At 70.4% G+C, this 23,073-nt stretch carries 26 protein-coding genes, 2 tRNA genes and 2 pseudogenes; 14 read left to right on the top strand and 16 right to left on the bottom strand.

Going from position 1 to position 23,073, the window contains the following annotated elements; translation table 11 throughout:
* Positions 1-36: 36 nt before the first annotated feature.
* Positions 37-109 (bottom strand) — tRNA-Arg (locus ACIBST_RS17090).
* 57 nt (positions 110-166) lie between these two features.
* Complete coding sequence (locus ACIBST_RS17095) at positions 167-793, bottom strand: hypothetical protein (protein WP_397172620.1); 627 nt, start codon at positions 791-793, stop codon at positions 167-169.
* Positions 794-1,170: 377 nt separating this feature from the next.
* Here ACIBST_RS17095 and ACIBST_RS17100 point away from each other — a divergent pair, with 377 nt between their 5' ends.
* The 7 genes from ACIBST_RS17100 to ACIBST_RS17130 all read left to right on the top strand — a co-directional run bounded on the left by ACIBST_RS17100 (position 1,171) and on the right by ACIBST_RS17130 (position 7,198).
* Positions 1,171-2,661, top strand: a complete 1,491-nt coding sequence (locus ACIBST_RS17100; RefSeq protein ID WP_397172621.1) for a histidine kinase — start codon at positions 1,171-1,173, stop codon at positions 2,659-2,661.
* Entirely contained in the window at positions 2,658-3,284 is a 627-nt protein-coding gene (locus tag ACIBST_RS17105) for a response regulator (RefSeq protein ID WP_397172623.1), read from the top strand. Before ACIBST_RS17100 ends, ACIBST_RS17105 begins: the two co-directional genes overlap by 4 nt.
* Positions 3,285-3,773: 489 nt before the next feature.
* Positions 3,774-4,040 carry a hypothetical protein gene (locus ACIBST_RS17110; RefSeq protein ID WP_397172625.1) on the top strand — a complete coding sequence of 89 codons (267 nt, stop codon included), beginning with the start codon at positions 3,774-3,776 and terminating at the stop codon, positions 4,038-4,040.
* 430 nt (positions 4,041-4,470) lie between these two features.
* Entirely contained in the window at positions 4,471-4,686 is a 216-nt protein-coding gene (locus tag ACIBST_RS17115; protein WP_397172627.1) for a hypothetical protein, read from the top strand.
* 3 nt (positions 4,687-4,689) lie between these two features.
* On the top strand, positions 4,690-5,421 hold the full coding sequence (locus ACIBST_RS17120; protein WP_397172629.1) for a prolipoprotein diacylglyceryl transferase: 732 nt from the start codon (positions 4,690-4,692) through the stop codon (positions 5,419-5,421).
* Entirely contained in the window at positions 5,418-6,956 is a 1,539-nt protein-coding gene (locus ACIBST_RS17125) for a radical SAM protein (RefSeq protein ID WP_397172630.1), read from the top strand. The genes ACIBST_RS17120 and ACIBST_RS17125 overlap by 4 nt, the downstream gene beginning before the upstream one ends.
* Before the next feature lie 32 nt (positions 6,957-6,988).
* A complete protein-coding gene (locus ACIBST_RS17130; protein WP_397172632.1) occupies positions 6,989-7,198 on the top strand; it encodes a hypothetical protein in 210 nt (69 codons plus the stop codon).
* Here ACIBST_RS17130 and ACIBST_RS17135 read toward each other — a convergent pair whose 3' ends face one another.
* The 3 genes and pseudogenes from ACIBST_RS17135 to ACIBST_RS17145 form a co-directional block, all read right to left on the bottom strand.
* Positions 7,199-7,657, bottom strand: a complete 459-nt coding sequence (locus ACIBST_RS17135; RefSeq protein WP_397172633.1) for a MaoC family dehydratase — start codon at positions 7,655-7,657, stop codon at positions 7,199-7,201.
* Between the two features lie 11 nt (positions 7,658-7,668).
* Positions 7,669-8,727, bottom strand: a complete 1,059-nt coding sequence (locus ACIBST_RS17140) for a TolB family protein (protein ID WP_397173555.1) — start codon at positions 8,725-8,727, stop codon at positions 7,669-7,671.
* 52 nt (positions 8,728-8,779) lie between these two features.
* Positions 8,780-9,214 (bottom strand): annotated as a pseudogene (locus tag ACIBST_RS17145) (SigE family RNA polymerase sigma factor); the annotation flags it as partial.
* 169 nt (positions 9,215-9,383) lie between these two features.
* Here ACIBST_RS17145 and ACIBST_RS17150 point away from each other — a divergent pair.
* Positions 9,384-10,565 (top strand): AAA family ATPase, encoded by a 1,182-nt coding sequence (locus ACIBST_RS17150; RefSeq protein ID WP_397172635.1) that lies wholly within the window; start codon positions 9,384-9,386, stop codon positions 10,563-10,565.
* A gap of 103 nt (positions 10,566-10,668) precedes the next feature.
* On the opposite strand, the gene ACIBST_RS17155 is transcribed toward ACIBST_RS17150, so the two are convergent.
* Entirely contained in the window at positions 10,669-11,460 is a 792-nt protein-coding gene (locus ACIBST_RS17155; RefSeq protein WP_397172636.1) for a MauE/DoxX family redox-associated membrane protein, read from the bottom strand.
* A gap of 5 nt (positions 11,461-11,465) precedes the next feature.
* The gene (locus ACIBST_RS17160) at positions 11,466-12,413 is read right to left on the bottom strand and encodes a hypothetical protein (protein ID WP_397172637.1); all 948 of its coding nucleotides are present in this window, start codon (positions 12,411-12,413) and stop codon (positions 11,466-11,468) included.
* A gap of 215 nt (positions 12,414-12,628) precedes the next feature.
* Here ACIBST_RS17160 and ACIBST_RS17165 point away from each other — a divergent pair, with 215 nt between their 5' ends.
* Positions 12,629-13,159 (top strand): SigE family RNA polymerase sigma factor, encoded by a 531-nt coding sequence (locus tag ACIBST_RS17165; protein WP_397172639.1) that lies wholly within the window; start codon positions 12,629-12,631, stop codon positions 13,157-13,159.
* 14 nt (positions 13,160-13,173) lie between these two features.
* On the opposite strand, the gene ACIBST_RS17170 is transcribed toward ACIBST_RS17165, so the two are convergent.
* Positions 13,174-13,665: a MarR family winged helix-turn-helix transcriptional regulator gene (locus ACIBST_RS17170; protein ID WP_397172641.1), complete on the bottom strand. Its 492-nt coding sequence runs from the start codon at positions 13,663-13,665 to the stop codon at positions 13,174-13,176.
* 94 nt (positions 13,666-13,759) lie between these two features.
* Between ACIBST_RS17170 and ACIBST_RS17175 the strand changes: the two genes are divergently transcribed.
* Positions 13,760-14,320, top strand: coding sequence for a YceI family protein (locus ACIBST_RS17175; RefSeq protein ID WP_352318104.1), 561 nt, complete (start codon positions 13,760-13,762; stop codon positions 14,318-14,320).
* A 164-nt stretch (positions 14,321-14,484) separates the two neighbouring features.
* Positions 14,485-14,576, top strand: a tRNA-Ser gene (locus ACIBST_RS17180).
* Between the two features lie 142 nt (positions 14,577-14,718).
* Here ACIBST_RS17180 and ACIBST_RS17185 read toward each other — a convergent pair.
* From ACIBST_RS17185 to ACIBST_RS17205, 5 genes and pseudogenes are all read right to left on the bottom strand, one after another.
* Positions 14,719-14,913 (bottom strand): annotated as a pseudogene (locus ACIBST_RS17185) (tyrosine-type recombinase/integrase); the annotation flags it as partial.
* 653 nt (positions 14,914-15,566) lie between these two features.
* Positions 15,567-16,127, bottom strand: coding sequence for a DoxX family protein (locus tag ACIBST_RS17190; protein WP_397172642.1), 561 nt, complete (start codon positions 16,125-16,127; stop codon positions 15,567-15,569).
* 333 nt (positions 16,128-16,460) lie between these two features.
* Positions 16,461-16,829 carry a VOC family protein gene (locus ACIBST_RS17195; protein ID WP_397172644.1) on the bottom strand — a complete coding sequence of 123 codons (369 nt, stop codon included), beginning with the start codon at positions 16,827-16,829 and terminating at the stop codon, positions 16,461-16,463.
* 2 nt (positions 16,830-16,831) lie between these two features.
* Positions 16,832-17,209, bottom strand: a complete 378-nt coding sequence (locus ACIBST_RS17200) for a VOC family protein (protein WP_358290716.1) — start codon at positions 17,207-17,209, stop codon at positions 16,832-16,834.
* Positions 17,210-17,339: 130 nt separating this feature from the next.
* Complete coding sequence (locus ACIBST_RS17205) at positions 17,340-18,419, bottom strand: S1 family peptidase (protein WP_397172645.1); 1,080 nt, start codon at positions 18,417-18,419, stop codon at positions 17,340-17,342.
* A 164-nt stretch (positions 18,420-18,583) separates the two neighbouring features.
* Here ACIBST_RS17205 and ACIBST_RS17210 point away from each other — a divergent pair, with 164 nt between their 5' ends.
* A complete protein-coding gene (locus ACIBST_RS17210) occupies positions 18,584-19,123 on the top strand; it encodes a hypothetical protein (RefSeq protein WP_397172647.1) in 540 nt (179 codons plus the stop codon).
* On the opposite strand, the gene ACIBST_RS17215 is transcribed toward ACIBST_RS17210, so the two are convergent.
* Both ACIBST_RS17215 and ACIBST_RS17220 read right to left on the bottom strand, forming a co-directional pair.
* A complete protein-coding gene (locus tag ACIBST_RS17215) occupies positions 19,080-20,276 on the bottom strand; it encodes an MFS transporter (protein WP_397172649.1) in 1,197 nt (398 codons plus the stop codon). The two genes, ACIBST_RS17210 and ACIBST_RS17215, sit on opposite strands and share 44 nt — an antisense overlap.
* Before the next feature lie 161 nt (positions 20,277-20,437).
* Complete coding sequence (locus ACIBST_RS17220) at positions 20,438-20,776, bottom strand: winged helix-turn-helix transcriptional regulator (RefSeq protein ID WP_397172650.1); 339 nt, start codon at positions 20,774-20,776, stop codon at positions 20,438-20,440.
* Positions 20,777-20,855: 79 nt separating this feature from the next.
* Between ACIBST_RS17220 and ACIBST_RS17225 the strand changes: the two genes are divergently transcribed.
* Positions 20,856-21,434, top strand: coding sequence for an NADPH-dependent FMN reductase (locus tag ACIBST_RS17225; protein WP_397172651.1), 579 nt, complete (start codon positions 20,856-20,858; stop codon positions 21,432-21,434).
* 15 nt (positions 21,435-21,449) lie between these two features.
* On the top strand, positions 21,450-22,730 hold the full coding sequence (locus ACIBST_RS17230; RefSeq protein WP_397172652.1) for a TIGR04013 family B12-binding domain/radical SAM domain-containing protein: 1,281 nt from the start codon (positions 21,450-21,452) through the stop codon (positions 22,728-22,730).
* A gap of 110 nt (positions 22,731-22,840) precedes the next feature.
* Here ACIBST_RS17230 and ACIBST_RS17235 read toward each other — a convergent pair whose 3' ends face one another.
* Entirely contained in the window at positions 22,841-23,071 is a 231-nt protein-coding gene (locus ACIBST_RS17235; protein ID WP_397172653.1) for a hypothetical protein, read from the bottom strand.
* Positions 23,072-23,073: the final 2 nt, after the last annotated feature.

Genomic DNA, 23,073 nt, shown 5'->3' on the forward strand with positions numbered 1-23,073 from the left:
CCTCCGGGATAATCCCGAAGGGCCTTTGACCTGCTGTGCGGCCGGAGGTACTCGAAACCCCAACCTTCTGATCCGTAGTCAGATGCTCTATCCATTGAGCTACGGCCGCTCGCTGCGTAAGCAAGCATAGCGGGTTCTGTGCAGTGCATCGAACCGAATACCGCGATCACTGGCGAGCCGGCTCGTCCTTCTTGGGCCAGAGCGTGTAACTCACCGGCCAGATCAGGGCGATCAGGGGGACCTTGAGGAGGTTGAGCATGAAGTCCACCAGGGCTTTTGTGCGGGAGGGGTCGTTCACGAGCCAGATGAGGCCGAAGAGGATCAGGCATGAGATTCCGTACGCCAGGAGCATTTTCAGCCAGAACGCCCACTCGTAGCGTGTCCGGGCGGGTCCGCCTGCTGGCGGTTTCCAGGGCGGGGGGCCGCCGGCGAAGCGGTGGTGGAAGCGGGCGTCGGCCCAGCGCATCGTCCGGTGGCCGAAGACGATCGAGTAGGCCAGGTAGGCCGCAGCCAGGCCGTGGCGCAGGTCTGCCGTGGCGCCGCCGCGCATGTCGATGACCGCCGCGGCCAGGAGGACCACGTCGAGGAGCGGGACGCAGAGCAGCAGGGCTGTGCTCAGCCGTCGGCGCTTCCAGAGGTAGCGGCAGGCCAGGCCGAGGCCCAGGAGGAGCCAGAAGCCGATTTCGCAGCCGATGAGGATGGCGACAATCACGTGTACCAGCTTGCGGCGATTCGTGGCCCGGCACATCGTCGGCGAAAACGAGCCTGTGGATACATCGAAAGGTGTATCCACAGGCTGACCCTCGGAGGACGGCGGCGGCGTCCGGGAGTGGTGAGATGAGGACATGACACGAGCGGCGGTGAGGGGCTGTGGCGCCGGGGCGCGGGCGGTGGCGGGTCGGGCGACACTGTCCGGGGCGCCGCTGGGGGCCGGCTTCGGCGGTTCTGGGTGTGGGCGGGGCCGGAGCAGGCCGGGTGGTCCGGGTGCGTAGGGGCGCTGACCGGCCGCCGGCCTTGACGCGGTCGGTGTCGGCCTGGTGGCGGTCGGTGTCGCTGCCGTGGCGGGCCGGGGCGCCGGTGGGTTCGCGGTGGTTGAGGCGGTTCGAGGCGCGACGGGCCTCCGGGGGCGGCGGTCAGGAGAAGGGCAGGGTGCCGCCTGGGGTGGCGGCCGTGGGGGCCTTCGTTCTGGGGGCGTTGCTGATTCTGGCCGGTGGATACCTGCGCCGTGGCGTGCCGGTGTGGGTGTTGCTGGTGCCGTTGGCGATCACCTGTTCGGCCGTGTTGCTGCGGCAGCGCGCCCCGTTGTGGTCGCTGGCGCTGGGGGTGGCGGCCGTCACGATCGACGCGCTGGTGGGGCCGTCGCTGGCGACCGTGCTGGTGTTCACCGACAATCTTTACGCCGCGGCGCTCTACGGGCCGGTGCGGCTCGCTCGGTGGCTGCTCGGGATCACGACGGTGCTGGCCGTGGTGGGCGGGGCGGTGGCGGCGTTCATCGCGGCGGACTGGCGGTTGCTGGCCGTCATGGGGATCCAGGCGGGGCTGGTGCTGGTCACGCCGGTCACCACGGCCTGGGTGCTGCGGGAGCAGCGCGACCGGGCGGCCGCGGAACGCGCGCGGGCCGAGCAGGTCGCGCATCTGGCCGAGCTCGATCGGCAGGCCGCGATCGCGGCCGAGCGTACGCGGATGGCTCGTGAGCTGCATGACATGATCGCGAACCATTTCAGTGCCATCGCCATCCAGTCGACGGCTGCTCTGTCCCGTAAGGACCTGGATCGGGAGACGGTTCGCAAGGTCATGGAGTCCGTACGGGAGAACAGCGTCAAGGGCATGGCCGAGATGCGGGACATGATCGGGCTGCTGCGGGACGCCAACGGCGGGCGCGAGGGGGACGGGCCGGAGCTTGAGGCCACCCGGCCTCGGCTGGCCGACGCGGAGAGCCTGGTCGAGCGTACGCGGCGGGCTGGGATGGAGGTCGAGCTGCGGGTCGACGGGGAGGTGCGTGAGGTTCCGGCTTCGGTGGATCTGGCCGGATATCGCATCCTTCAGGAAGGGCTGACGAACGCGCTCAAGCATGGTGAAGCGCCGGTCGTCGTCTCGCTGACGTACGAACCTCGGGAGGTTCTCCTGACGGTCGAGAACCGGGTCGGGCGGCGGGGAGCTCGGCTGCCAGGTTCGGGGGCGGGGCTGATCGGCATGCGCGAACGGGCTTCGCTGGTCGGAGGGTTCTTCGAGGCTGGGCGGTCGGGGGAGGGGTGGCGCATCGCGGCGGCCTTTCCGACGTCGCTCAACCCGGGAACACAGTCGCTTGACGCCCGCCCGTCGGACGGTCGCGCGTCAGGTGGCCGGCCTGTGGGTGGGCGTGCCCCGGGTGATGGCGCTTTGGGCGGTCGTGTCTCGGGTGACCGTCCTGGGGAGGGGCGTGGTTCTGGGGAGCGGGCTTCGAGCGGGCGGGGTGCGGGGGTGCCGGTGCCGGTGTCGGTGCCGGAGGCTGGGGTTGTGGATGGGCGGGGGGTGCGGTGGCGGGCGGTTGGAGGGGCGGCGTTGGCGCCGGTGGAGGAGTGCGCTGGTGATGACGGTGAACATCTCGGGGATGGTGGTGGTGAACGTCCCGGGGAGGGGGAGTGGTCCAGGAATGGCGATGGCGGAACGGGCGTGGCATGAGCATCAGGGTGTTGGTGGCTGACGATCATGCGGCCGTACGGGCCGGGATCGTGATGATTCTGGACGGCGCCGACGACGTCGAGGTCGTGGGTGAGGCGGCCGATGGTGAGCAGGCGGTTCGGTTGGCTCGCGATCTGCGCCCTGACGTCGTCCTCATGGACATCCGCATGCCTCGTCTCGACGGCATCTCCGCCACCAGGGAGCTGGCGGGGGTGAGTGACGTCCTGATCCTCACGACGTTCGACGTCGACGAGTACGTCTTCGGTGCTCTCCGGGCGGGGGCGGCCGGTTTCCTGCTCAAGAACACCGAGGCCGACGCCCTGGTGGAGGCCGTGAGGCTGGTGGCGGGTGGTGAGGGGATGATCGCGCCGGGCGTCACCAGACGGTTGATCGCCGCCTTCGCCGACCAGCCGCCCCGCCGTGAGGCGCCCGAGCCGGAGGCCCTGACCCCGCGCGAGCGTGAGGTGCTGGCCTGCATCGGTCGCGGCCTGTCCAACGCCGAGATCGCCAAGGAGCTCGACATGGCGGAGGCCACCACGAAGACGCATGTCAGTCGGCTGCTGAACAAACTGGGGCTGAAGAGCCGTGTGCAGGCGGCGATTTACTACTCAGAGTCGCTTTAGCCCCGTAGGGTGAACGCCGTGACCATGCCGCCGCCCCCTCCAGCCGGGGAGCCGCCCTCCGAGTGGCCTCCGTCGCCCTCCGAGCGGCCTCCGTCCGGGCAGCGTCCGCTCGGGCCGCCCGGCAGCCAGCCTGCGTCCGGGCAGCCTGCGTCCGGGCAGCCTTCGCCTGGACAGCCGCCTTCCGGGCAGCCCTCCGCCGGGCAGCCTTCGTCTGGGCAACCGTCGTCTGGGCAGCCCTCGTCCGGGGTTCCGGGACAGCCGCCGTCTGGGCAGCGTCCCTCTGGGGCGTCTGGGCAGCCGTCGTTCGGGCAGCCTGTGTCCGGGCCAGTTGGGCAGCCGCCTCATGGGCAGCCTTCGTTCGGGGGGCCTGGGCAGTTTTCGGCTGGGCAGCGTCCGCCTGGGCCTCCTCCTCCCGGGCAGCCGCCGTTCGGGCCGCCGACCGGGCCTCCGGTGGGGCCGTCGCAGCCGAGGCGGCAGGCTGGGCTGACCGTGGCGTTGGCGTTCGCCGGGAGTTTCGCTTACCTGGTGATCAACCTGGTGGTGGGGCTGCTCGCGTTGAGCTTGGAGTCCTCGGCGGCGATCGGTGTCGCGGCGGGGTTCCTCTTGCTCCTGGGGCTCGGGGTGGGCATCGTGCTGGTCGTTCTGCGCAAGCCGTGGTCGTTCGGGCTGGGGCTCGGGTTGATGATCGGGTGGTCGTTGGCGTCGATCGTCTCGGCCGGATATTGCACGGGGCTGAACCCCAGCCTGTACGCATAGGTGACGGCATTGATCGTTCGGCACGTAGCGTCCCCGGCCGGCCAGAGGTAGCGGGATGACGACACCACCGCCACAGGGTTCACCGCGGCCGTACGAGAACTGGCCACCGCCACTGTCGCCGTCACAGCTGGGATCGATGTCGTCACCGCCGGAGCCGTTGCCGCTGCCCGTGTCCCAGCCAGGCTCGTCTCAGGTGGGGCCGTTGCCGTTGCCCGTGTCGCAGGCGGGATCGTTGCCTCTGCCGTCGTCTCAGCTGGGGATGTTGTCACCGTCCCTGTGGCAGCCGGGATCGTTGCCGCCGCCACCGTCACGGTCGCGGGCGGGGAACTCCTCGCCGCTCCCGTCGCCACCGCAACGACCGTCGCCGTCAAGGCATCCACAGTCACCACCATCCAGCAGCAGTCGCGGCTCCACGATCCTTCTCGGCGCGGTGCTGGTCGTGGGCGTGGTCACCTACACCGCCGTCAACGGCACGAACAAGGGAAGCATGCTCGTCGCCGCGGAATTGCTGGCCCTCGTCGGCCTGGGGGCCGGTCTGGTCCGTAGGTCGGGGTTGCGGGCGCCAAGGCTCGCGATCGGCTGGACACCGTGGTCGATGCTGACGGCCGGAAGCCGTACCGCCCTCAACCCCAGCCGGTACGGCTGAGCCATGCCCTACCACGAGATATTCGTCGGCTTGGGCGTCCTGGTGGCCTCGGTGGTCTTCGTCCGTGAGGCCAGGGCCAGGGGCGCGCTCAACGAGCAGTCACTGGTCGCCGTCACCGGAGCCCTGGTCGGAGGCGCGATCGGCATGCGGCTGGCGGGCTGGCTGGACACGCTCGACCTCGCCGACCTCTGGCTCTACGGCTCCCGCAGCATCCTCGGCGGCCTGACCGGCGCATACGTCGGCGTGCTGGTCGCCAAGAAGGTCATCGGCTACAAGGAGCGTACCGGTGACCTGTTCGCCCCGGCGGTGGCGCTCGGCATGGCGATCGGCCGCATCGGCTGTCACCTGACCGAGGCCCCCGGCAGGCCCACGGACCTGCCCTGGGGGGTGCACGCGCCGCCGTCCACCCCGGAATGTCCGGGATGTCTGACGGGTCAGGCCATGCATCCGTCGTTCGTGTACGAGATCGTCTTCCAGCTCGCCGCGTTCGTCGCGCTGCGGTGGGCGCGCAAGCGGCTGACCGAGCCCGGGGAACTGTTCACGCTCTACCTCGCCGGATACGCGGTCTTCCGGTTCCTGGTCGAGTTCACCAGGGCGAACGAGACGTTGTGGCTCGACCTCACCGGGCCGCAATGGTTCCTGGTCCCCGGCCTGACGTTGCTCGCGCTCAGGCTCGCGTACGGCTGGCGTCGAGGCCACTACGATGCCCTTTTCGGACGGAAGGTCACGACATGAGTGCAGGGATGGGGCTACGGGGAGACCGCATCCTCCGGTACGTCAACGCGTTCTGCCCGAAGTGCCACGGCCAGGACCTCGACCGGGTCGAACGGCTGAGCGGCCGGCTGGCCGAACGCGACGGCAGGGTGTGGCTGGAACGCGGCTGCCGCGAACACGGCCTGATCCGCACGCTGTACGACGAGGACCCGGAGATCCTCTCCTACCTGGAGGAGTGGACCGCTCCCACCAAGCAGCACATCCCCGACGTGTCCGGAAACTTCGCCCCGATCCCCGGCGCGTACCTCAACGGCCTGCCCGAGATGCAGACCCAGCACACCTGCATCCTGCTGGAGGACATCGCCGAGGCGTGCAACCTGCGCTGCCCCACCTGCTTCGCCGACAGCTCGCCCGACCTGACCGGCGTCGTCCCGGTGGCCGACGTGCTGGCGAACGTCGACCAGCGTCTGGCCAGGGAGAACGGCAAGCTCGACGTCCTGATGCTGAGCGGCGGCGAGCCCACGCTCCACCCCGAGCTGAAGACCCTCCTCGCCGAGCTGGTGAGCCGGCCGGTCACCCGCATCCTGATCAACACCAACGGCGTGCTCGTCGCCAGGGACGACGCCCTGCTCGACCTGCTCACCGAGCACCGCGACCGGGTGGAGGTCTACCTCCAGTACGACGGCTCCTCGGCCGAGGCGTCCAGGCACCACCGCGGCGGCGACCTGCGCCGGATCAAGGCGGAGGCCGTACGGCGGCTGTCGGAGCGGGAGATCTTCACGACCCTGGTCATGACCGCGGCCCTGGGCGTCAACGACGGCGAGATCGGCGACGTCGTGCGCCTCGCGCTCGACACGCCGTTCGTCGGCGGCGTGTCGCTGCAACCGCAGTTCGGCTCGGGCCGGTCGGGCGTCATCGACCCGTCCGACCGGCTCACCCACACCGGCGTGCTCAAGCGGCTCGGCCCGCAGACCGGCGGCCTGGTGACCTGGCGCGACCTGACCGCCCTGCCCTGCTCGCACCCCCACTGCTGCTCGGTCGGCTACCTGATCCGCGACGACGCCCAGCAGTGGCGCTCGCTGGTCGCGCTGATCGGCCACGACCGCCTCAAGGAGAACCTGGGCCTGGTCTCCAACCGCATCGCCGACACCGAACTGCCGCGCGAGCTGCGGATGGCCGTCCAGGAGTCGCTGCTCGGGCTGCTGTCGGAGCAGTCGTCGCTGTCCCACCCGCAGATCGGCGACCTGTGGCGGGACATCTGCGAGAACTGCGACCTCGGCGTCGCCACGCTGCTCACCCTCGCCTCCTCGGCGCTGCCGGGCCGGCGGAAGAAGCTGCGCAGGATGCTGGGCGAGCGGGTGGTGCGGATCACGATCAAGCCGTTCATGGACATCTCGACCATGATCGAGGAGCGGCTCACGCAGTGCTGTGTGCACGTCGGCACGCGTGCCGAGCAGGACCAGTGCGCGCCGTTCTGCGCCGTGCAGGCCTGGCCGCAGCTGTCGCGGCAGCGGCTGTCCGCGGTGGCCGCCGAGCCGGGGCTGGTGATCCTCTGAAAGGCCAGCCGTACGATCCGCTCCGGTTGTGCGTGTACGCCACCGTGGCGCTGCTGGCCTGGCTGCTCGGGCCTTGGGCGGTGCTCGGCTTCGCGGCGCTGGGGTTCGCGGGCTACTGGAAGGCGCGGCGGGCCGGGTTGACCCGGAGCAAATGCCTGCTCAGGGACACCCGGCTCGTACTGGCCTATCTCGGGCTGATCGGGATCGCCGCGGTGGTGGGAATCGTCGTGTCGCTGCGGTGATCAGCTCGCGGGGACGTACAGGATGAGCGACTCGGCGATGCAGGCGGGCCGGCGCTCGCCCTCGATCTCGATCGTCACCTTCAGGTTGGCCAGGTAACCGGCCGGGGTGCCCTTGACGTCGGTGAGCTCGCCCACGGCCCTGACCCGCCCGCCCACGGGCACCGGCCGCGGGAAGCGGACCTTGTTCAGCCCGTAGTTGACGCCCATCGCGATGCCCTCGACGCGCACCATCTCGAACATGAACGTCGGCAGCAGCGACAGGGTCAGGAAGCCGTGGGCGATCGTGCCGCCGAAGGGCCCCTCCTTGGCGCGCTCCACGTCCACGTGGATCCACTGGTGGTCGTCGGTGGCGTCGGCGAAGAGGCCGACCTGCTCCTGGGTGACGGTGCGCCACTCGGTCGGGCCGAACGTCTCGCCCACGGCCGCCTTGAGTTCCTGTACGTTCGCGAAGGTCCGCATGGCCACGAACGCTATTGCGCGGGCGGGACGGCTGCCAAGTTGAGCACCCGGTACCCGTCGCGCAGGCTTTCGCCCCAATACACGATCGCGGCCGGTTCGGCGGACCATTCGTTCCCCCACCAGATGCCCGGCCGGTCCGACGCGGCCAGTGTGCCGGTCCGGACGTCGTACACCGCGCGGCCGGTCACCACGAAGCGGTCGAGGGCCGGGTAGTCGCCGAGCTTGGGGACGAGGCCGAGCCCCTGGGGTTCGGCCGCGCCGCCGCCGTCCGGGCGCTGCAGGTACGTGCGCCCGCCCCGCACGCCCTGGCACCAGGACGGGCCGCAGCGCAGCCTCAGGACGTCCAGGGGCGCGACGACGTCCTTGGTGGAGGGGCGGCCGATCGCCAGGTTCACGAGCCTGGTCGGGTTCCGGTCCTCGCCGTCGGCGACGTCGCTCGCCCACGGCCATGCGACGAGGTGCAGGCCGTCGCTGCCCGGGAAGCGCGTCGGGGCGCCGCCCGCGATCGGCATCCACCACACGCCGCCGGTCCGTTCGGACCAGATGATGCGGTCACCGTCCAGGGCGATCCGCTCGATCCGCAGGTGCTCTCCCGTCATCGCGGCGACCAGCCGGGGCGGGCCGCCGGCGAGCGGGACCGTCCAGATCTCGCGCACCTGCGTGCCGTCCTTCCGTACGGCGTTCACGTGCCAGGCGAGGTTCGGCCCGTCCAGCGCCGGCGGCTGGGGGCGGTAGGTCCGCATGCCGGGCGGCACCGAGATGCCGGTGATCTCGCGGAACGTCCGGGTGGTGGTGTCGTAGACCTCGATCGCGCGGATCGTCGCCATCCCAGGCCCGGCGACGACCAGGATCCGGGTGGCGTCGAGCGCGGTGACCGGGAAGCGGAACAGGCCGTCTGCGCGCATGCCGGGCATCGTGACGACGGCCTGCGGCCACGCCCGCTCCAGGGGCACGGCCACCGCCCGCGGGAGGGGCCGCGCCGCCGGGGACGGCGCGGCCGCCTGCCGTCCGTTCGCGGCCATGACCGTGCCGGTCGCGAGCACGGCCGCCACCGCCGTCGCGACGGCCAATCCTCGGGTACGCCGCCTCCGCCTGCGCCGTCGCCGCCCCGCCGAGGATGTCGGCGATCTCCTGGTCCGACAGGTCCTCGTAGTAGCGCAGCGCCAGGACCACCCGCTGCCTGCGCGGCAGCGTCGCCAGCTCCCGCCACAGCTCGCCGGAGGAGTGGCTGTCGGTGTGCGCCCCCTCGGGCACCTCGCCCGTGAGCTGCTCCCTGCGCCGCCGGCGCCACCAGCTCACGTGCTGACGGGTCATGATCGCGCGTACGTAGGACTCCGGGTCGTCCTTGTTGCGCGCCTTGCGCCAGGTGTCGCCGAGCTTGAGCAGCGCCTCCTGGACGAGATCGGCGGCGTCGTCGGGGTTGCCGGTGAGCACGTATCCGTACCGGAGCAGGGCGGCGCCACGCGCTTGCACGAACTCCTCGAACTCCACAACACCCAGACGCACGGGCGTCCCGGACTGTTGCAAAGATCTTTTACTCGAAACCATCGCATGCATGTTCGAGTCCGCGCTACAGTTCTGGGTATCGAAATCGAACAAGGGTTCGGCCTGGTGAGAGGGGGTGTGTCCGATGACGATGCTCGCCACGGCCCCTGCTCGGACACGCCGTAGCACTTTCTTCCCAAATCTAAGACGGCCGCTATATCCGGCAATAAAGTCCGAGAGCGTGGACCCTGTGCGCAATCCCTACGCCCCCGGCGCCGGGCAGCGTCCGCCGGAGCTGGCCGGGCGCGACCGTGAGCTGCAGCAGTTCGAAGTGGTGCTGGAGCGGGTCGCCCGAGGCCGCCCCGAGCGCAGCATGGTCGTCACCGGCCTGCGCGGCGTCGGCAAGACCGTCCTGCTCAACACGTTCAAGTCCATGGCCATGCAGCGGCTGTGGGGCACGGGCAAGATCGAGGCCCGGCCCGACCAGTCGATCCGGCGTCCTGTGGCGGCCGCCCTGCACATGGCCATCCGCGAGCTGGCTCCGCGCCACCGCGCGCCCGAGCGCATCGAGGAGTTCCTCGGCGTGCTGAAGGCGTTCGCGATGCGCGACCCGTCCGCGGCCAAGGGCACCTCCCACTGGTCGCCCGGCATCGAGGTGCCCGCCAGCCGCGGGCGCGCCGACTCGGGCGACCTGGAGATCGACCTCACCGAGCTGTTCGTCGACGCCGCCGGCGTGGCGACCGACCTCGGCGTGGGCATCGCGCTGTTCATCGACGAGATGCAGGACGTGCAGCCCGCCGACGTCTCCGCGCTCTGCGCCGCCTGCCACGAGCTGTCCCAGTCGGGGGGGCCGCTGATCGTGGTGGGCGCGGGGCTGCCGCACCTGCCGAGCGTGCTGTCGGCCAGCAAGAGCTATTCCGAACGGCTCTTCCGCTACGCGCGCATCGACAAGCTCGACCGTGAGGCGGCCGACCTGGCGCTGATCCTGCCCGCGCGGGAGGAGAAGGTCGAGTTCACCCAAGAGGCCCTCGACGCGCTCTACGAGGCCGCCGACGGCTATCCCTACTTCGTCCAGGCGTACGGCAAGGTCGCCTGGGACCTCGCGCTGCGCAGCCCGATCACGCTCGACGACGTCAAGGTCTCCGCGCCCGAGGCCGAGGAGGAGCTCGCCGTGGGCTTCTTCGGCAGCCGCTACGAGCGGGCCACCCCCGCCGAGCGCGACTACATGCACGCCATGGCCCAGATCGGCGACGAGCCGGTCGCCACCGCCGACGTGGCCGACGCCCTCGGGCGGAAGCCGTCCAGTCTCTCGCCCGCCCGCGACAGTCTGATCAAGAAAGGGCTCATCTACAGCGCCGAACGCGGTCTGATCGCGTTCACGGTGCCGCACTTCGGTAGGTTCCTGCGGTCTCAACCCATTTGAGCGCCGCCCCTAGACCTCTATTGGGCTGTCTAGTGGGGAAGCTAGACAGCCCAATAGAGCTGTATCGCCATGCCCGGATAGAGAAATCTAGGGCTCTCTAGCGTCACGCCGATACTGACGTATATTCCGGCAGAGAGTCGCTGTCGTCGCTGCTCACGACCGCCACGCGCACCGCCGGACGCCGTCCGCTCAGGTAGACCGCGAAGACCACGTCGTCGCGGTCGTGGCCGGTGAAGACGAAGAAGCGCCAGCACAGCTCGCGCCAGCTGTCGTACGGTTCGGGCGAGGCCAGCGCCTCCCGGTACGTCCGCCACGCGCCGCTCGACCTGAGCCTGGAGAGCATCACCTGCTCGGCGGGGCCGGGGCGCTGCTCGCAGGGGGCGCGGTACCGTACGCGATCGATCAGCTCCTCGATCTCGGGGGAGAGCAGCGCGATCACCGCCACCCCCGCGGCCGTGAACCAGGTCGGATGGGTCATCGCCGCCCAGCCCGACGCCGGGGAGGCGACCGACAACGCCGACATCCCGGTCAGCGCGACGGTCCGGCCGATCGAGCGCATGCCGACCGGCGCCGAGCTGACCTCGCCGAAGCAGCCGCAGCCCGCGTCCGGACGACGCCTGCGCAGCTCGATCAGCACGTACGTGGACAGAGCGAAGAAGCAGACCGTCCCCCACCTGAAGATCGGCGCGGTGGTGACCAGCAGCCCTACGGCGAGCACCAGCTCGCCCGCCGCGCAGACCAGCAGCGAGGGCGCCTGCAATCGGCCGGGCATGAGCACGGCCGGGCCCAGCCTGGACAGGGCGCCCGGCTCCCCGCCCCCGCGGACCGTGATCACCTTCGCGCCGGTGCCCATGACCAGCAGCACGATCAGGAACGGCAGCTGCGATTCCAGCACGCCCGTCACCCCAATCCGATCTGAGCGTTGAAGCACCCTTTGATCAACTCGCCGCCCAGCTCGACGAACGAGGCCGGCGACAGCTCGGCCACGCGGCCGCGCGGCGAGGTCTCGCACTCGACGCAGCGGTCGCAGAACCGCCCGGCCAGGCAGCCGCAGGCGACCACCGGCAGGTTGGCCGCGCGGTCGGCGCACGTGTTCCTGATCTGCAGCAGCGAGCCGATGGCCAGGTAGGGCAGGCCGGCGCAGGACAGCCCGGCGTCGGGGCAGCCGGTGTCCACGCGCTCCAGCATCGGGTACGCCGCGCCGCGCTCCTCCTCGTCGAACGCGTCGGACCAGGTGGCGGTGCCGGAGATGCGCGCCTGCGCCCCGGCGTAGACCGGCGGCGGGGCCGGGACGCTGCCCGACCGGTGGGCGGGCTGCGAGGTCGCCGGCAGCAGCGCCAGGGCGGAGCCGTCGCGCCTGATCCCGATCGCGTCGAACAGGTAGCCCGGCTCGAACTTCGGATGCCGCACCTGCAGCCGTCCGGTGGCCGGGTAGGGGATGACGATCGTGCGGGGGCCGCGGTGGGGGCCGCAGTCGAGCTCGACCGTCAGCTCCCTGCGCCCCTCGATCGAGACGATCGTGCCGGTGAGGCGGGTGGTGTCGGCCCAGATCCGCTCGACCACGCGGCCTTCGCGCAACGTGCGCATGAGCACCATGGAGCCCACCGGGAGGTCGGCGGGCGCGATCTCCGCGCCGTGCCAGGCCGTGGCCCAGGGGGCGATCACCAGCCGCTCCTCGGCGCCTTCGGGGGTCTCGATGGCGATGAGATGCGGGCTCACGTCAAGGATCTCGCCGGTGACGGCGCATAAAGGCGCGCCGCCGGCCGGGTCGGGGCCGGCGATGCCCGGGGCGCGGCCCAGCGCGGCGGCCGCGAGCAGTCTGCGGCGCTCGACGTTCGGATAGCCCATCCGCCCTCCCTCGTCAGGTACTAGGTTCACATGACTCGGGAGCGGCTCGTGCCGCGGCGAACAGATGGGAGCAAAATACGCATCCCTGGGGAAGGTAGCTGACACCCGCCTTCGAACAATCTGCCACCGACCTTGACTGACCTTTGTCTTCGTCGGGCCGAAACCTGAATTGTGGCTCAGTCGCAAAAGGGCATCAGGCTGCGATTCTGGCCACGATGCAGACCACCGGGTGGGAAGAGGAGTTCCGCGAGTACGTCATGGCCCGCGGTCCCGCGCTGCTGCGCGCCGCCCGTCAGCTCACCGGGCATCCGCTGGACGCGGAGGACCTGTTGCAGAGCGCCCTGGCCAAGACGTACCTGGCGTGGGACAAGATCGAGGATCGGGGGGCGCTGGACGGGTACGTCCGCCGGGCGATGGTCAACATCAACATCTCGCAGTGGCGGCGGCGCAAGCTGGAGGAGTACCCGTCGGACGAGCTGCCCGAGGTGGCCACGGCGGACCCGCCGGCCTGCGGGGAGGTGCACGAGCTGCTGGAACAGGCGCTGGAGGGGCTGCCCGAGCGCATGCGGGCCGCGATCGTGCTGCGGTACTACGAGGACATGACCGAGCCGGAGATCGCCAGGACGCTCGGGATCAGCGTCGGCACGGTCAAGAGCACGGTGTCACGGGCGATGGGCAAGCTCAGGAGCGCCCTGGGGATCTCCGCGGAGGCGGGCGGCCCGGGGATGCCGGAGACGTCCTCGTAGGATCGCTCCAAGGATCAGTTGAGCGAGGGGGTGGTCTCCTCGGCGCCGGCGGTCGCGCAGGGGCGTACGACGTCTCTGATCTTGCGGAGCGTCCGCAGGAACGCGGCGAGCTCGTCCGGGCTCAGGAGGCCGGTGAAGGTGTCCTCGATGTCCTGAAGGTGTTGGGGCAGGACGCTCGCCAGCCGGTCGCGCCCCTCGTCCGTGAGCGCGGCGTAGGAGGCCCTGCGGTCGGTGGCGCACGCCTGCCTGGTGACCAGGCCCTCGCGTTCGAGCCGGTCGACGACCCGGGTCACGCCGCTGGTGGACAGGCCCGTCTGGGCGGCCAGGTCGGTCATCCGCAGCGCCTGCCGCGGTGATCGCGCCAGGCGGATGACGGTCTCGAAGTCGATGCCCGACAGCCCCGCCGTGCTGAAGACGGGCTGCATCCGGGCCGTCAGACCTGCGTGAACCTCGGCGAGCAGGCCCATCGCCGTCAGCCTGGGGTCATCGATGTGCTTCACGTCCATACCTTAACCGACGTTAGTTGACTTGCGGAATATTCCTCGTGTAGACATTTGTTGCCGCAGACATCCGCACAGCAACGTTCCCAAGGAGAACCCGATGAGCACCCGCACCTGGGAGTCCCTGACCATCCCCGCCGCCGGCACGTACAACCTCGACGTGGCCCACACCCGCATCGGGTTCGTGGTCAAGCACATGATGGTGAGCAAGGTCCGCGGCCGCTTCGGCGACTTCAGCGGCACCGTGACGATCGCGGAGAACCCGCTGGAGTCCACGGCCGAGCTGACGATCAAGACCGCCAGCATCGACACCGGCGTCGGCGACCGCGACGGCCACCTGCGCAGCGACGACTTCCTCGCCGTGGACAAGTTCCCCGAGATCACCTTCCGCAGCACCCGCGTGGTCGGCCACTCCGGCGACGAGTTCACCGTCGTCGGCGACCTGACCATCCGCGACGTCACCAAGGAGGTCGAGCTCACGGTCGAGTACGGCGGTGCCGGCACCAACCCCTGGGGCAACTCGGTCTGGGGCTTCTCCATCAACACCGAGTTCGACCGCGAGGAGTTCGGCCTGACCTGGAACCAGACCCTGGAGGCCGGCGGTGTGCTTGTGGGCAAGAAGGTCAAGATCGAGATCGAGGGCGAGGCCAACCCCGCCTGACCTGGGTTATCCACACCCCGGAAGCCCGCCCTGACATGGGGCGGGCTTCATCCACAGGTGGTTACCCACAGGCTGTTGATAACTCTTGGTGAAGGCACGACGCGCAACCGCTTTGCCGCCTCGGCAGAAGGCCGGTACGCTGTGCTGAGCCGCGATGGCTTCCAGGAGGATTCGCCTAGTCAGGTCTATGGCGCCGCACTGCTAATGCGGTTTGGTGGCAACACCATCCGGGGTTCAAATCCCCGATCCTCCGCCAGGTAGAAGGCCCTTCCCCGATCTTCGGGGGAGGGCCTTTTTCGATCTCTGGGGGCCCTGTGGGTTGCAGTTGGCCCGTCAGCCCCAGAGGGCCGAGCCCATGCGGTCGCTCGCGTCCTTGGGAGGTGGCGACGGGTGTACCGCTCAGTGGTGGTCACCCGCGTGTGGCCGAGGATTTCTTGGGCGACGCCGATGTGGACGCCCTGCTCTGTCAACAGCGTCGCAGCGGTGTGGCGGGCATCGTGAGCGCGAGCGACGCAGCCGGCCGCCACGGGGCCGCGTTCGCCTACATGGGAGCCTGGGAGCGCCACGGGATCATCATGAGCACGCAGAATCACCGGTTCCTGGGGACGTATGCGAGAGCGTCGCCGAGCGCACCTTCGACCTTCCGGGCGGCGCGACTCGCACAGTCAAGGCGGGCACCCCTCTGGTGTGGACCGCACAGATGACCGCCAAGGTCGTCGACAAGCCCGACGCCCAGAAGCCGCCACGTCGCAGAACGATGCGGCTCGACTCCTCAAGCCGGAGCGGAGCGGATCGCGGCAATCGCGCAGCACGTCAAAGATCCGACCGACGAGCCGCTCCGGCATGCCTCTGAAGCCACCAACTGATCCAAGTACGGCCGCCGACGCGCCTACCGCAATGGCGCCGACGGCATCATCTCGGGTTGCAGCTCCGCACCGTGCCACCTTGTTTCGGGGCGTTCGTTCCACCGCATCGGTCGGTGTTGAACGCGCCTCCGAGCTGCTGATGCGGTTCGGTGGCAACACCATCCGGGGGGCAAATCCCCGGTCCCCGCAAGCGAAAGGCCCTCTTCCCGACTCCGGGGGAGGGCCTTGCGGTCTTTCGGATGGTGTTGCAGCGGCTGCGCGTCCCCCGCGTTGTGCATCCGAGGCTCTTAGCCCAACGATGTCCTCAAGTGCATCGGCGACTTCTGCGTCTGTCGGTGTGGCCTTTTGTGGGCGGCGTCCTCGGTCCGTCGGCGTAGGGGTCAGAACTGGACGTTGGTCATCGTGTACCAGGTCGGGGCGAACGTGAGCAAAACCATGGCGACCAGGACGGCGAGTGCGGTCAGTACGCGGGAAGTGGTGAGGGGCGCGGGGGAGAGGGGGCGTTGCTTCCAGCGTCCGGCCGTGAGGAAGGCGGCGACACCGCCCAGGACGATGTTGGCGGGAACGAGTTCGTACTCGCCGCGCAGGATGTGGAAACCGGCCGCGAGGATCATGGTCAGCGTCAGGCCGGCGGCGGCGAGCGGCGTCAGCATCGGCTTGAACCGGGTCATCGCCGGCAGGATCAGGCCGACGCCGCCGAGCACCTCGACGATCCCGATGAAGACGATCAGGGACTGCGGCACCGCCGCGTACCAGGCCACCGCCCGGGGCGCCGTCGCGAACAGGGCGTCGTCGTACAGCAGCACCTTGCCGAAGCCGCTGCCGGCGAAGAAGAAGCCCCACAGCGCCTGGAGTGACCAGAGTGCGCCGTTGAGGGTGAACCGCATACTGCGCGTCCGGGGCTGCTGCTCGATGTCCGTGATGCTGACGTGGTGGCTCATGTCCTGTCACTGCCTTTTCTGATCGGATTCGCGGGGGATCTCGCCGGTGCTTCGGGCCTTCGTCAGTACGTGGTGATCGGTGCGTGCTGACGGGGCCTATCGGAGCACGGGAGCGAGGTCGTGCGCATCGTCCGTGGGACAGGGTGGGACACGTGGTAGGCGGTCTGCCTGCGGAAACGTGAATTGGGTCGTGACCGCGGGATGGGACGGTGCCTGCGCGGCCGGGCAGCGCGGCGTCGCGGAGCGAGCTTGTGGATGCACCGCTCGGCGGGCGCCGCAGGGTGGGGAAGGTGTTCCTGCGGCGCCGAACCGCGGCCCGGCTGCTCCCGGGCGTCAGCCCTGGAGGACTGACAGGACGTTTCCCGCCGGGTCGGTGAACCAGGCGATCAGGGGGCCGCCGCCGCGGAAGATGCCCTTCTCGTCGGTCTGCAGTTGGTCGTAGCGCTGGAAGCGCACGCCGCGGGCCGTCAGGGCGTCGACGGCCTGCTCGATGTCCTCGACCGGGAAGTTGAGGATGGTGAAGGTCGCGGGGACGTGGTCGGGTTTGGGGTAGACCAGGATGTCGGTGCCGCCGGCGATGTGCAGGGTGAGCAGGCCGTTCGACTCCGACACCTCCAACCCCAGGGTGTCGCCGTAGAACGCCTTCGCGGCGGCCAGATCGTCGACGGAGAATCCGCTGAACGCCTTCGTCTTGCCGAACATCGTCACATCGCCTTCCGGTGGTCCTCGCTGAGCTGGATGATCTGGACGTAGTTGCCGTCGGGGTCGATCGCCGTGGCGAACAGGCTGCCCTCGCGGTCTTCGAGCTCGGCCAGCCAGGACACGCCCGCCTCCTCCATCCGGGCGACGATCGCGCGTGCGTCGGGGACGTCGAAGTTGAGTATCACCCGTCCGGGCTCGGGATTCTTGTCCGCCACGTCGGCCCGGGTGTCGATGATCAGGTGGAAGTCGCCGAACGTCAGCACGCCGTAATGGGTGACGTCGGTGTCGGACTCGGGGTCGAGCACGGCGGCGTACCAGGCGCGTAGCCGGGCCGGGTCGGTGCTGGCCAGGAGCAGGCTGTTCAGGTTGGGGCGCGTCATCGTTGCCTCCCGATGGTCGGTGCGGCGGAGGGGATCTGCTGTCGGGAGGGCAGACTCGGCCGGGCCGGAGAACTCATCGGTGGCGCGCGAACGGATTTCCAGAGGGGGGCGGGCGTCCTGGAGGAGGGGGTCAGGCGGTGCGGAGGGTCAGGCCGTACGCGCTCAGGATCTCGTTGACCGGCTGGTAGTACGTCGTGCCGCCCGTGCTGCAGTTGCCGGAGCCGCCCGAGGTGACGCCCTGGGCCTGGCCGCCCGAGATGAACGGTCCGCCGGAGTCGCCGGGTTCGGCGCACACGTTGGTGCGGGTGAGGCCGTACACGGTGCCCTGGGCGTAGGTGACGGTGGCGTTGTGCTGCTGGACGGTGCCGCAGTGCCAGCCGGTGGTCGGGCCCGCGCGGCAGACGGACGCGCCCACCGTCGCCTGGACCGAGCCGCGTACGGTCACCAGCGTCCCGCCGGGACCGCGGACGTACGGCTGCGCGGTGTACCCGGGGGTGGCGACCCACGCGTAGTCGTTGCCCGGGAAGGACGAGCCCTGGACGGTCCCGGCCGGCGACTTGACCAGGTCGCCGGTGTGCCCGCAATGTCCCGCCGTGACGAAGCCCGGAATGCTGCCCTTGGTGACCGAGAAGCCGATCGTGCAGCGCATCGAGCCGATGTAGAAGGGGTCGCCGCCGATGATGTCGGCGTACGTGCGGGGCAGCTCGGCGGCCGGCGCCACCACGACGGCCGCACTTCCCGCCGCCGCCACCAGGGCCGCAGCCGGGGAGGACGGGGAGGGCGCCTGGAGGACGACCCGGTTCGCGCGGACGTCGGCGTACCAGAGGGCGGGACCCGTCCGGATGCGGCGGGCGGCCCGGTCCAGGCGGCGGACGACGGCGTCCAGCTCCGCCAGCGAGTGCCGCACGACGACAGGGCGCGCCCCCCGGGCCGAGATCGCGGCGGTCCGAGCGGGGTCGGTGGTGGCGACGACGAGGGCGGAGGCGTCCTCGGTCAGCCACGACCCGCCGTAGGAGTCGCCCAGGGAGGTGGCCAGTTCGGCCTCCAGGGCGGCGGCACGCCGCTCGTCCGCCAGCCGGGCGACCACTGCGGGTTCCGAGAGGCCGAGGTCGCGCGAGAGCGCCTCGATCACGGGGTCGGACGCCGCGTGGGCGGGGGTGGCCAGGCAGGCGGCCACGAGGGTGACGCCTGCCACTGCACAGCGAAACATGCCGCCGCTCCTCGATGGGGGGTTCTGTCACGGTAACGGCTGACAGACAAATGAGGAGATACCAAATATTTCCTATTAAGGCGATATGCCCGTCCTTCCGGCCACCGGCCACAAATGGAGATTTTTCGACCTAAAGTTGTAACTAGTGGTATGTCGGTATCGTATTGGGCCTGGAGGTGTTCCCTATGGGTAATGGTGTTCGTCATTTCGCCGGGGCCGCGGCGGGGGTCGCCGCGATCCCGTTGATCGCGGCCGGTCTCCTGTACGGACCCCGCGCGACCACGTCCGTCCCCGACTGGACGGCGACGGCGGCGCTGGCCGGGACCGCGGTCCTCATCGGAATCCTGGCCGGTTCCCGGATTTCTCCGGTCGCCTCGCTGCTGCCCGGCCTGGCTTTCACGGCCCTGGCCGGGGCGACGGTCGCGCGGGCCGCCGCGGGAGGCGACCGGAGAATGGGATTCGACCTGGTTCCCGCCGATTATCTGGACGCGTACGCGGCGTTGCTGAATACCTGGTCATTGGTGGTCGGCGGCATTCTGCTCACCGCTTCGGTGTTCCCGTCCCGCTGGCGGGCGCGCCGGGGCGGGGGGCCGGCTCCGGAGAAGGAGGGGGAGGAGCCGCCGCCGCTGCCCAAGCGCGTCCCGTTCGCGTCGAAGCGGATCACATCGGCGCGACCCGCTCCCGGGCCAGCCACAGGGCGATGACCACGTAGGGCAGGACCAGGAGGGCGAACGTCGTGCCGTGGGACAGGAACGGCGATCCCGCGCCGTAGGCCGTGTAGACGGCCAGGGTGACCACGTTCGTCCCGAGCCCGGCCATCGACGTCACGGTGGCCCGCTGACCGCCCGAGACCCGTTCCTGCAGCCGCGTGTCGGCCACCACGCCGGCCATCTGGAACGCCCCGAAGGACCCGGCGACCAGCAGGAACCCGGCCGGATGCGGAACCAGCGCGCCCGCCGCCATGGCCAGCGCGGCCAGCGCCAGGACCAGCGCGAACGACCGCTCGCTCAGGCGGCGGGCAGGCCCCGCCAGCAGGCCGCCCGCCGCCGCCCCGACCCAGACGGCCAGCACGAGCAGCGGAACGGCCGTCCTGGGCGCGCCGGTCTCGGCGGCCAGGAAGGGCACGTACTCCTCCAGAGCGCCCCAGATCGCCGTCACGACGGAGATCAGCACGATCGCTTCGAGCACGTTCCGATCGGTACGGGCCTCCGCCACACCGGCCCGCAGAACCGCGAGATACCGCCCACCCGAATCACCGGACGACTCGTCGGACGACTCAGTGGACGACTCGGTGGACGACCCGATGACACCGGGACGCCGCTCGGGCAGCGTCAGAGCGGTGGCGGCGCACAACAGGCAGGCCGCCACGCTGGCCACCCCCACCGCCGGATAGCCGCCGACCGCGAAGACGGGCGTGGCGAGGGCGATCGCCGACGCGGCGGCGGCGATGCCGATCGAGTGGGCCCGGCCCATGATGGCGGCGTACCGGCTCTGGAGGCCCCGGCGTTCGAGCTCCTCGTACGCGAGCGCCTCGAAGGCGCCCGAGACGAGCGCGCCCTCGGCCCCCCACAACACGAAGCCCAGCGCGAAGGCCCAGTAGGACGGGAACAGCACCCACAACGCGAAGCCGGCGCCGGCCAGCAGCGGGCCCAGGAACAACAGCAGACGGCGGGACACCGCGTCGGCCCAGGCGCCGGAGGGGACCTCCAGCACCATGCCGGTCACGGACCAGATGACGAACAGCGAGGACGTCTCGGCCACCGAGAGCCCGGAATCGGTGAACAGCAGCGTGTACACCGGGTAGAGCAGGACGAACTCGCCGAGGAACGTGTAGACGTAAAGCTTGGGGACGAACATGCGGCCCTCTCGGAAGGGGCGGACAGGGACTCCGTCTGGTGCTCGGCACCTCGGAGGCCCGCGCGCGCTCCTGCCGCGTCGGCCGCTGGTGGTTCATCAATGTCGCCAGTGCATGCCCGGAGTCTAACCCCGGCCCGCCTGCCCGCGCTCGCCCGTACGCGCTAGGCGGATCTGGCCGGCTCCTCGGGCCGCGGGATCCACTTGTGCGCCCAGGTGACCAGCTCGTCGAGCACCGGGCGCAGCTCCTGGCCCATCTCCGTCAGGTGGTATTCGACCCGCACCGGCGACGTGGCCAGCACGCGCCGCTCGACGAGCCCGGCCGTCTCCAGCTCGCGCAGCCGGCGGGCCAGCATCGTGTCGTTGATGCCCGGGATGGCCGCCTTGAGGTCGGCGTAACGATGGGCGCCCTTGAAGATCATGTGGATCACGGCTCCCGACCACCGGCCGCCGATCAGTTCGAGGGCGACGTGGAACCGGACGCAGACGGAATGGGGGCTCACGGGGATGATCCTAGCATTTGCTAAGAAATGTTTAGTTACTCAATAATGTTGAGGTATCAACTACCTGAGGAGGAACCCCATGGACAAGCCGGTCCTGCAGATCATCGTCGCCAGCACCCGCCCCGGCCGCGCCGGGCGCGAGGTCGCCGAGTGGTTCAGGAGCCGGGCCGTCGCCGCCGGCCACTTCGACGTCGAGCTGGTCGACCTCGCCGAGGTGGGCCTGCCGTTCCTCGACGAGCCGAACCACCCCAAGCTCAAGCAGTACGTGAACGCCCACACCAAGGAGTGGAGCGCCACCGTCGACCGGGGCGACGCCTTCGTGTTCGTGACCCCCGAGTACAACCACAGCTTCACGGCCGTGCTGAAGAACGCCCTGGACTACCTGCACCACGAGTGGCAGCACAAGGCGGCGGGCTTCGTCAGCTACGGCGGGATCTCCGGCGGCACCCGGGCGGTGAACGGCCTGCGCCAGGTCGTCAGCACGCTGAAGATGATCCCCGTGGTCGAGGCCGTCAACATCCCCTTCTACCAGCAGTTCATCGCCGAGGACGGCACCGTGGCGGCCAACGACATCATGATCGCCGCCGCCGACGCCATGCTCGCCGAGCTGGCCAAGCTCACCGGCGCGCTGCGTCCCATGCGGCTGGCCTCCGCCTGAGCTACGCTGCCGGTCGTGGCGCTGGCAGTGGATGTGGTGGTCCGTTACCGCAAGGCCGTGACGTACGGCGTGCACGCGGTGCTCGCCGCCCTGGAGACCTCGGGCGTGGAGCACCGGCAGCTGCTGGGCGCCACCCCGGAGGAGACGGCGGCCCACGTCGCGGCGAGCCGGGCCGACCGGGTGCTCGTGCTCTGGTCGTTCTACTCGCCCGACGCCGAGGCCATGGCCGCCGAGCTGGCCGCCGTCAGGTCGCTCAGCGACGGCCGGGGGCTGCACATCGCCGGCGGCGTGCACGCCACCGCCGAGCCGCAGCAGGTCCTCGACGCCGGCTGGGACCTGGCCGCGATCGGCGAGGGCGAGTCCACGATCATCGCCCTGGTCGAGGCGCTGCGGCGGGACGAGCCGCTGACGACCGTCCCGGGCCTCGCGGTCAAGGACGGCGACGGCGTCGCGCTCAGGACGCGCCCGGCCCCGCAGCTCCCGCTCGACGCGTTCCCGTCGTTCCTGGGACGCAAGGGGCCGATCGAGATCACCCGGGGATGCCGGTACACGTGCCGGTTCTGCCAGACGCCGTTCATGTTCGGCGGCCAGTTCCGCCACCGGTCGGTGGCCGGCGTGCGCGAGCACGTCAAGGGCATGGTCGAGCAGGGCCTGCGGGACGTGCGGTTCATCACGCCGACCTCGCTCTCCTACGGCTCGCCGGGCCCCGACCCCGACCTCGGCGCGGTGGAGGAGCTGCTGGCGGGGGTCAAGGAGGAGCTGCCGCCGCACGGCCGGGTGTTCTTCGGCAGCTTCCCCTCGGAGGTGCGGCCCGAGCACGTCACGCCCGAGGCCATGCGGCTGCTCAAGCGGTACGTCGCCAACGACAACCTGATCATCGGCGCCCAGTCGGGGTCCGACCGGGTGCTGGCCGCCTCGGGCCGCGGGCACGGCACCTCGCCGGTGCGCGACGCCGTCCGGATCGCCGTCGAGCACGGCTTCAGACCGAACGTCGACTTCATCTTCGGCATGCCGGGGGAGTCGGAGGAGGACCAGCGCCAGTCGCTCGCGCTGGCCGGCGACCTGGCCGAGCTGGGCGCCCGCATCCACACGCACACGTTCATGCCGCTGCCCGGCACGCCCTGGCGGGACGCCGAGCCCGCGTTCATCCCGCTCACGACCATGCGGGAGCTCGACCGGCTGGCCCAGCGCGGCGACGCGTACGGCCACTGGCGCCGGCAGGCCGAGCATTCGGCCCGGCTGGCGGAGACGGCCAAGGCCTATCCGCGCCGCACCCGCCGCCGCAGGACGGACTGACGGCCACGAGACGCTGCGCGCCAGAGCCACGAGACGCTGCTGCGGCCAGAGCCACGAGACGCTGCTGCGGCCAGAGCCACGAGACGCTGCTGCGCGCCGGAACGGGCCGGTCAGTCGTCGTCGCTGAGTCGTTCGAGCGCGCGGTTGATGGAGTCGCCGAGCGGCCGCAGAACCTCGGAGAGCGCCTCGGCCAGCGGTCTGAGGATCTCCGTCGCCTCGTCCAGCAGGTCGGGCGACTTGTGCTCGGGAGGCGCCCAGCGCATGGCGTCCGCGCTCAGCGTCTCCCATTCGTCCACGACGCCGTCGATGGCGTCGAGGACGTGATCCGGATCGTTTGGCATGA

The organism is Nonomuraea sp. NPDC049684 (genome assembly GCF_044465345.1).
Classification (GTDB): Bacteria; Actinomycetota; Actinomycetes; order Streptosporangiales; family Streptosporangiaceae; genus Nonomuraea.

Excerpts from the sequence above, each read along its gene's own strand:
- ACIBST_RS17120 (WP_397172629.1), top strand. The coding sequence starts at position 4,690 with ATGCCCTACCACGAGATATTCGTCGGCTTGGGCGTCCTGGTGGCCTCG.
- ACIBST_RS17190 (WP_397172642.1), bottom strand. The coding sequence starts at position 16,127 with ATGAGCCACCACGTCAGCATCACGGACATCGAGCAGCAGCCCCGGACG.
- ACIBST_RS17175 (WP_352318104.1), top strand. The coding sequence starts at position 13,760 with ATGAGCACCCGCACCTGGGAGTCCCTGACCATCCCCGCCGCCGGCACG.
- ACIBST_RS17235 (WP_397172653.1), bottom strand. The coding sequence starts at position 23,071 with ATGCCAAACGATCCGGATCACGTCCTCGACGCCATCGACGGCGTCGTG.
- ACIBST_RS17205 (WP_397172645.1), bottom strand. The coding sequence starts at position 18,419 with ATGTTTCGCTGTGCAGTGGCAGGCGTCACCCTCGTGGCCGCCTGCCTG.
- ACIBST_RS17215 (WP_397172649.1), bottom strand. The coding sequence starts at position 20,276 with ATGTTCGTCCCCAAGCTTTACGTCTACACGTTCCTCGGCGAGTTCGTC.
- ACIBST_RS17200 (WP_358290716.1), bottom strand. The coding sequence starts at position 17,209 with ATGACGCGCCCCAACCTGAACAGCCTGCTCCTGGCCAGCACCGACCCG.
- ACIBST_RS17105 (WP_397172623.1), top strand. The coding sequence starts at position 2,658 with ATGAGCATCAGGGTGTTGGTGGCTGACGATCATGCGGCCGTACGGGCC.
- ACIBST_RS17170 (WP_397172641.1), bottom strand. The coding sequence starts at position 13,665 with ATGGACGTGAAGCACATCGATGACCCCAGGCTGACGGCGATGGGCCTG.
- ACIBST_RS17160 (WP_397172637.1), bottom strand. The coding sequence starts at position 12,413 with ATGGGCTATCCGAACGTCGAGCGCCGCAGACTGCTCGCGGCCGCCGCG.
- ACIBST_RS17195 (WP_397172644.1), bottom strand. The coding sequence starts at position 16,829 with ATGTTCGGCAAGACGAAGGCGTTCAGCGGATTCTCCGTCGACGATCTG.
- ACIBST_RS17125 (WP_397172630.1), top strand. The coding sequence starts at position 5,418 with ATGAGTGCAGGGATGGGGCTACGGGGAGACCGCATCCTCCGGTACGTC.
- ACIBST_RS17225 (WP_397172651.1), top strand. The coding sequence starts at position 20,856 with ATGGACAAGCCGGTCCTGCAGATCATCGTCGCCAGCACCCGCCCCGGC.
- ACIBST_RS17165 (WP_397172639.1), top strand. The coding sequence starts at position 12,629 with ATGCAGACCACCGGGTGGGAAGAGGAGTTCCGCGAGTACGTCATGGCC.
- ACIBST_RS17135 (WP_397172633.1), bottom strand. The coding sequence starts at position 7,657 with ATGCGGACCTTCGCGAACGTACAGGAACTCAAGGCGGCCGTGGGCGAG.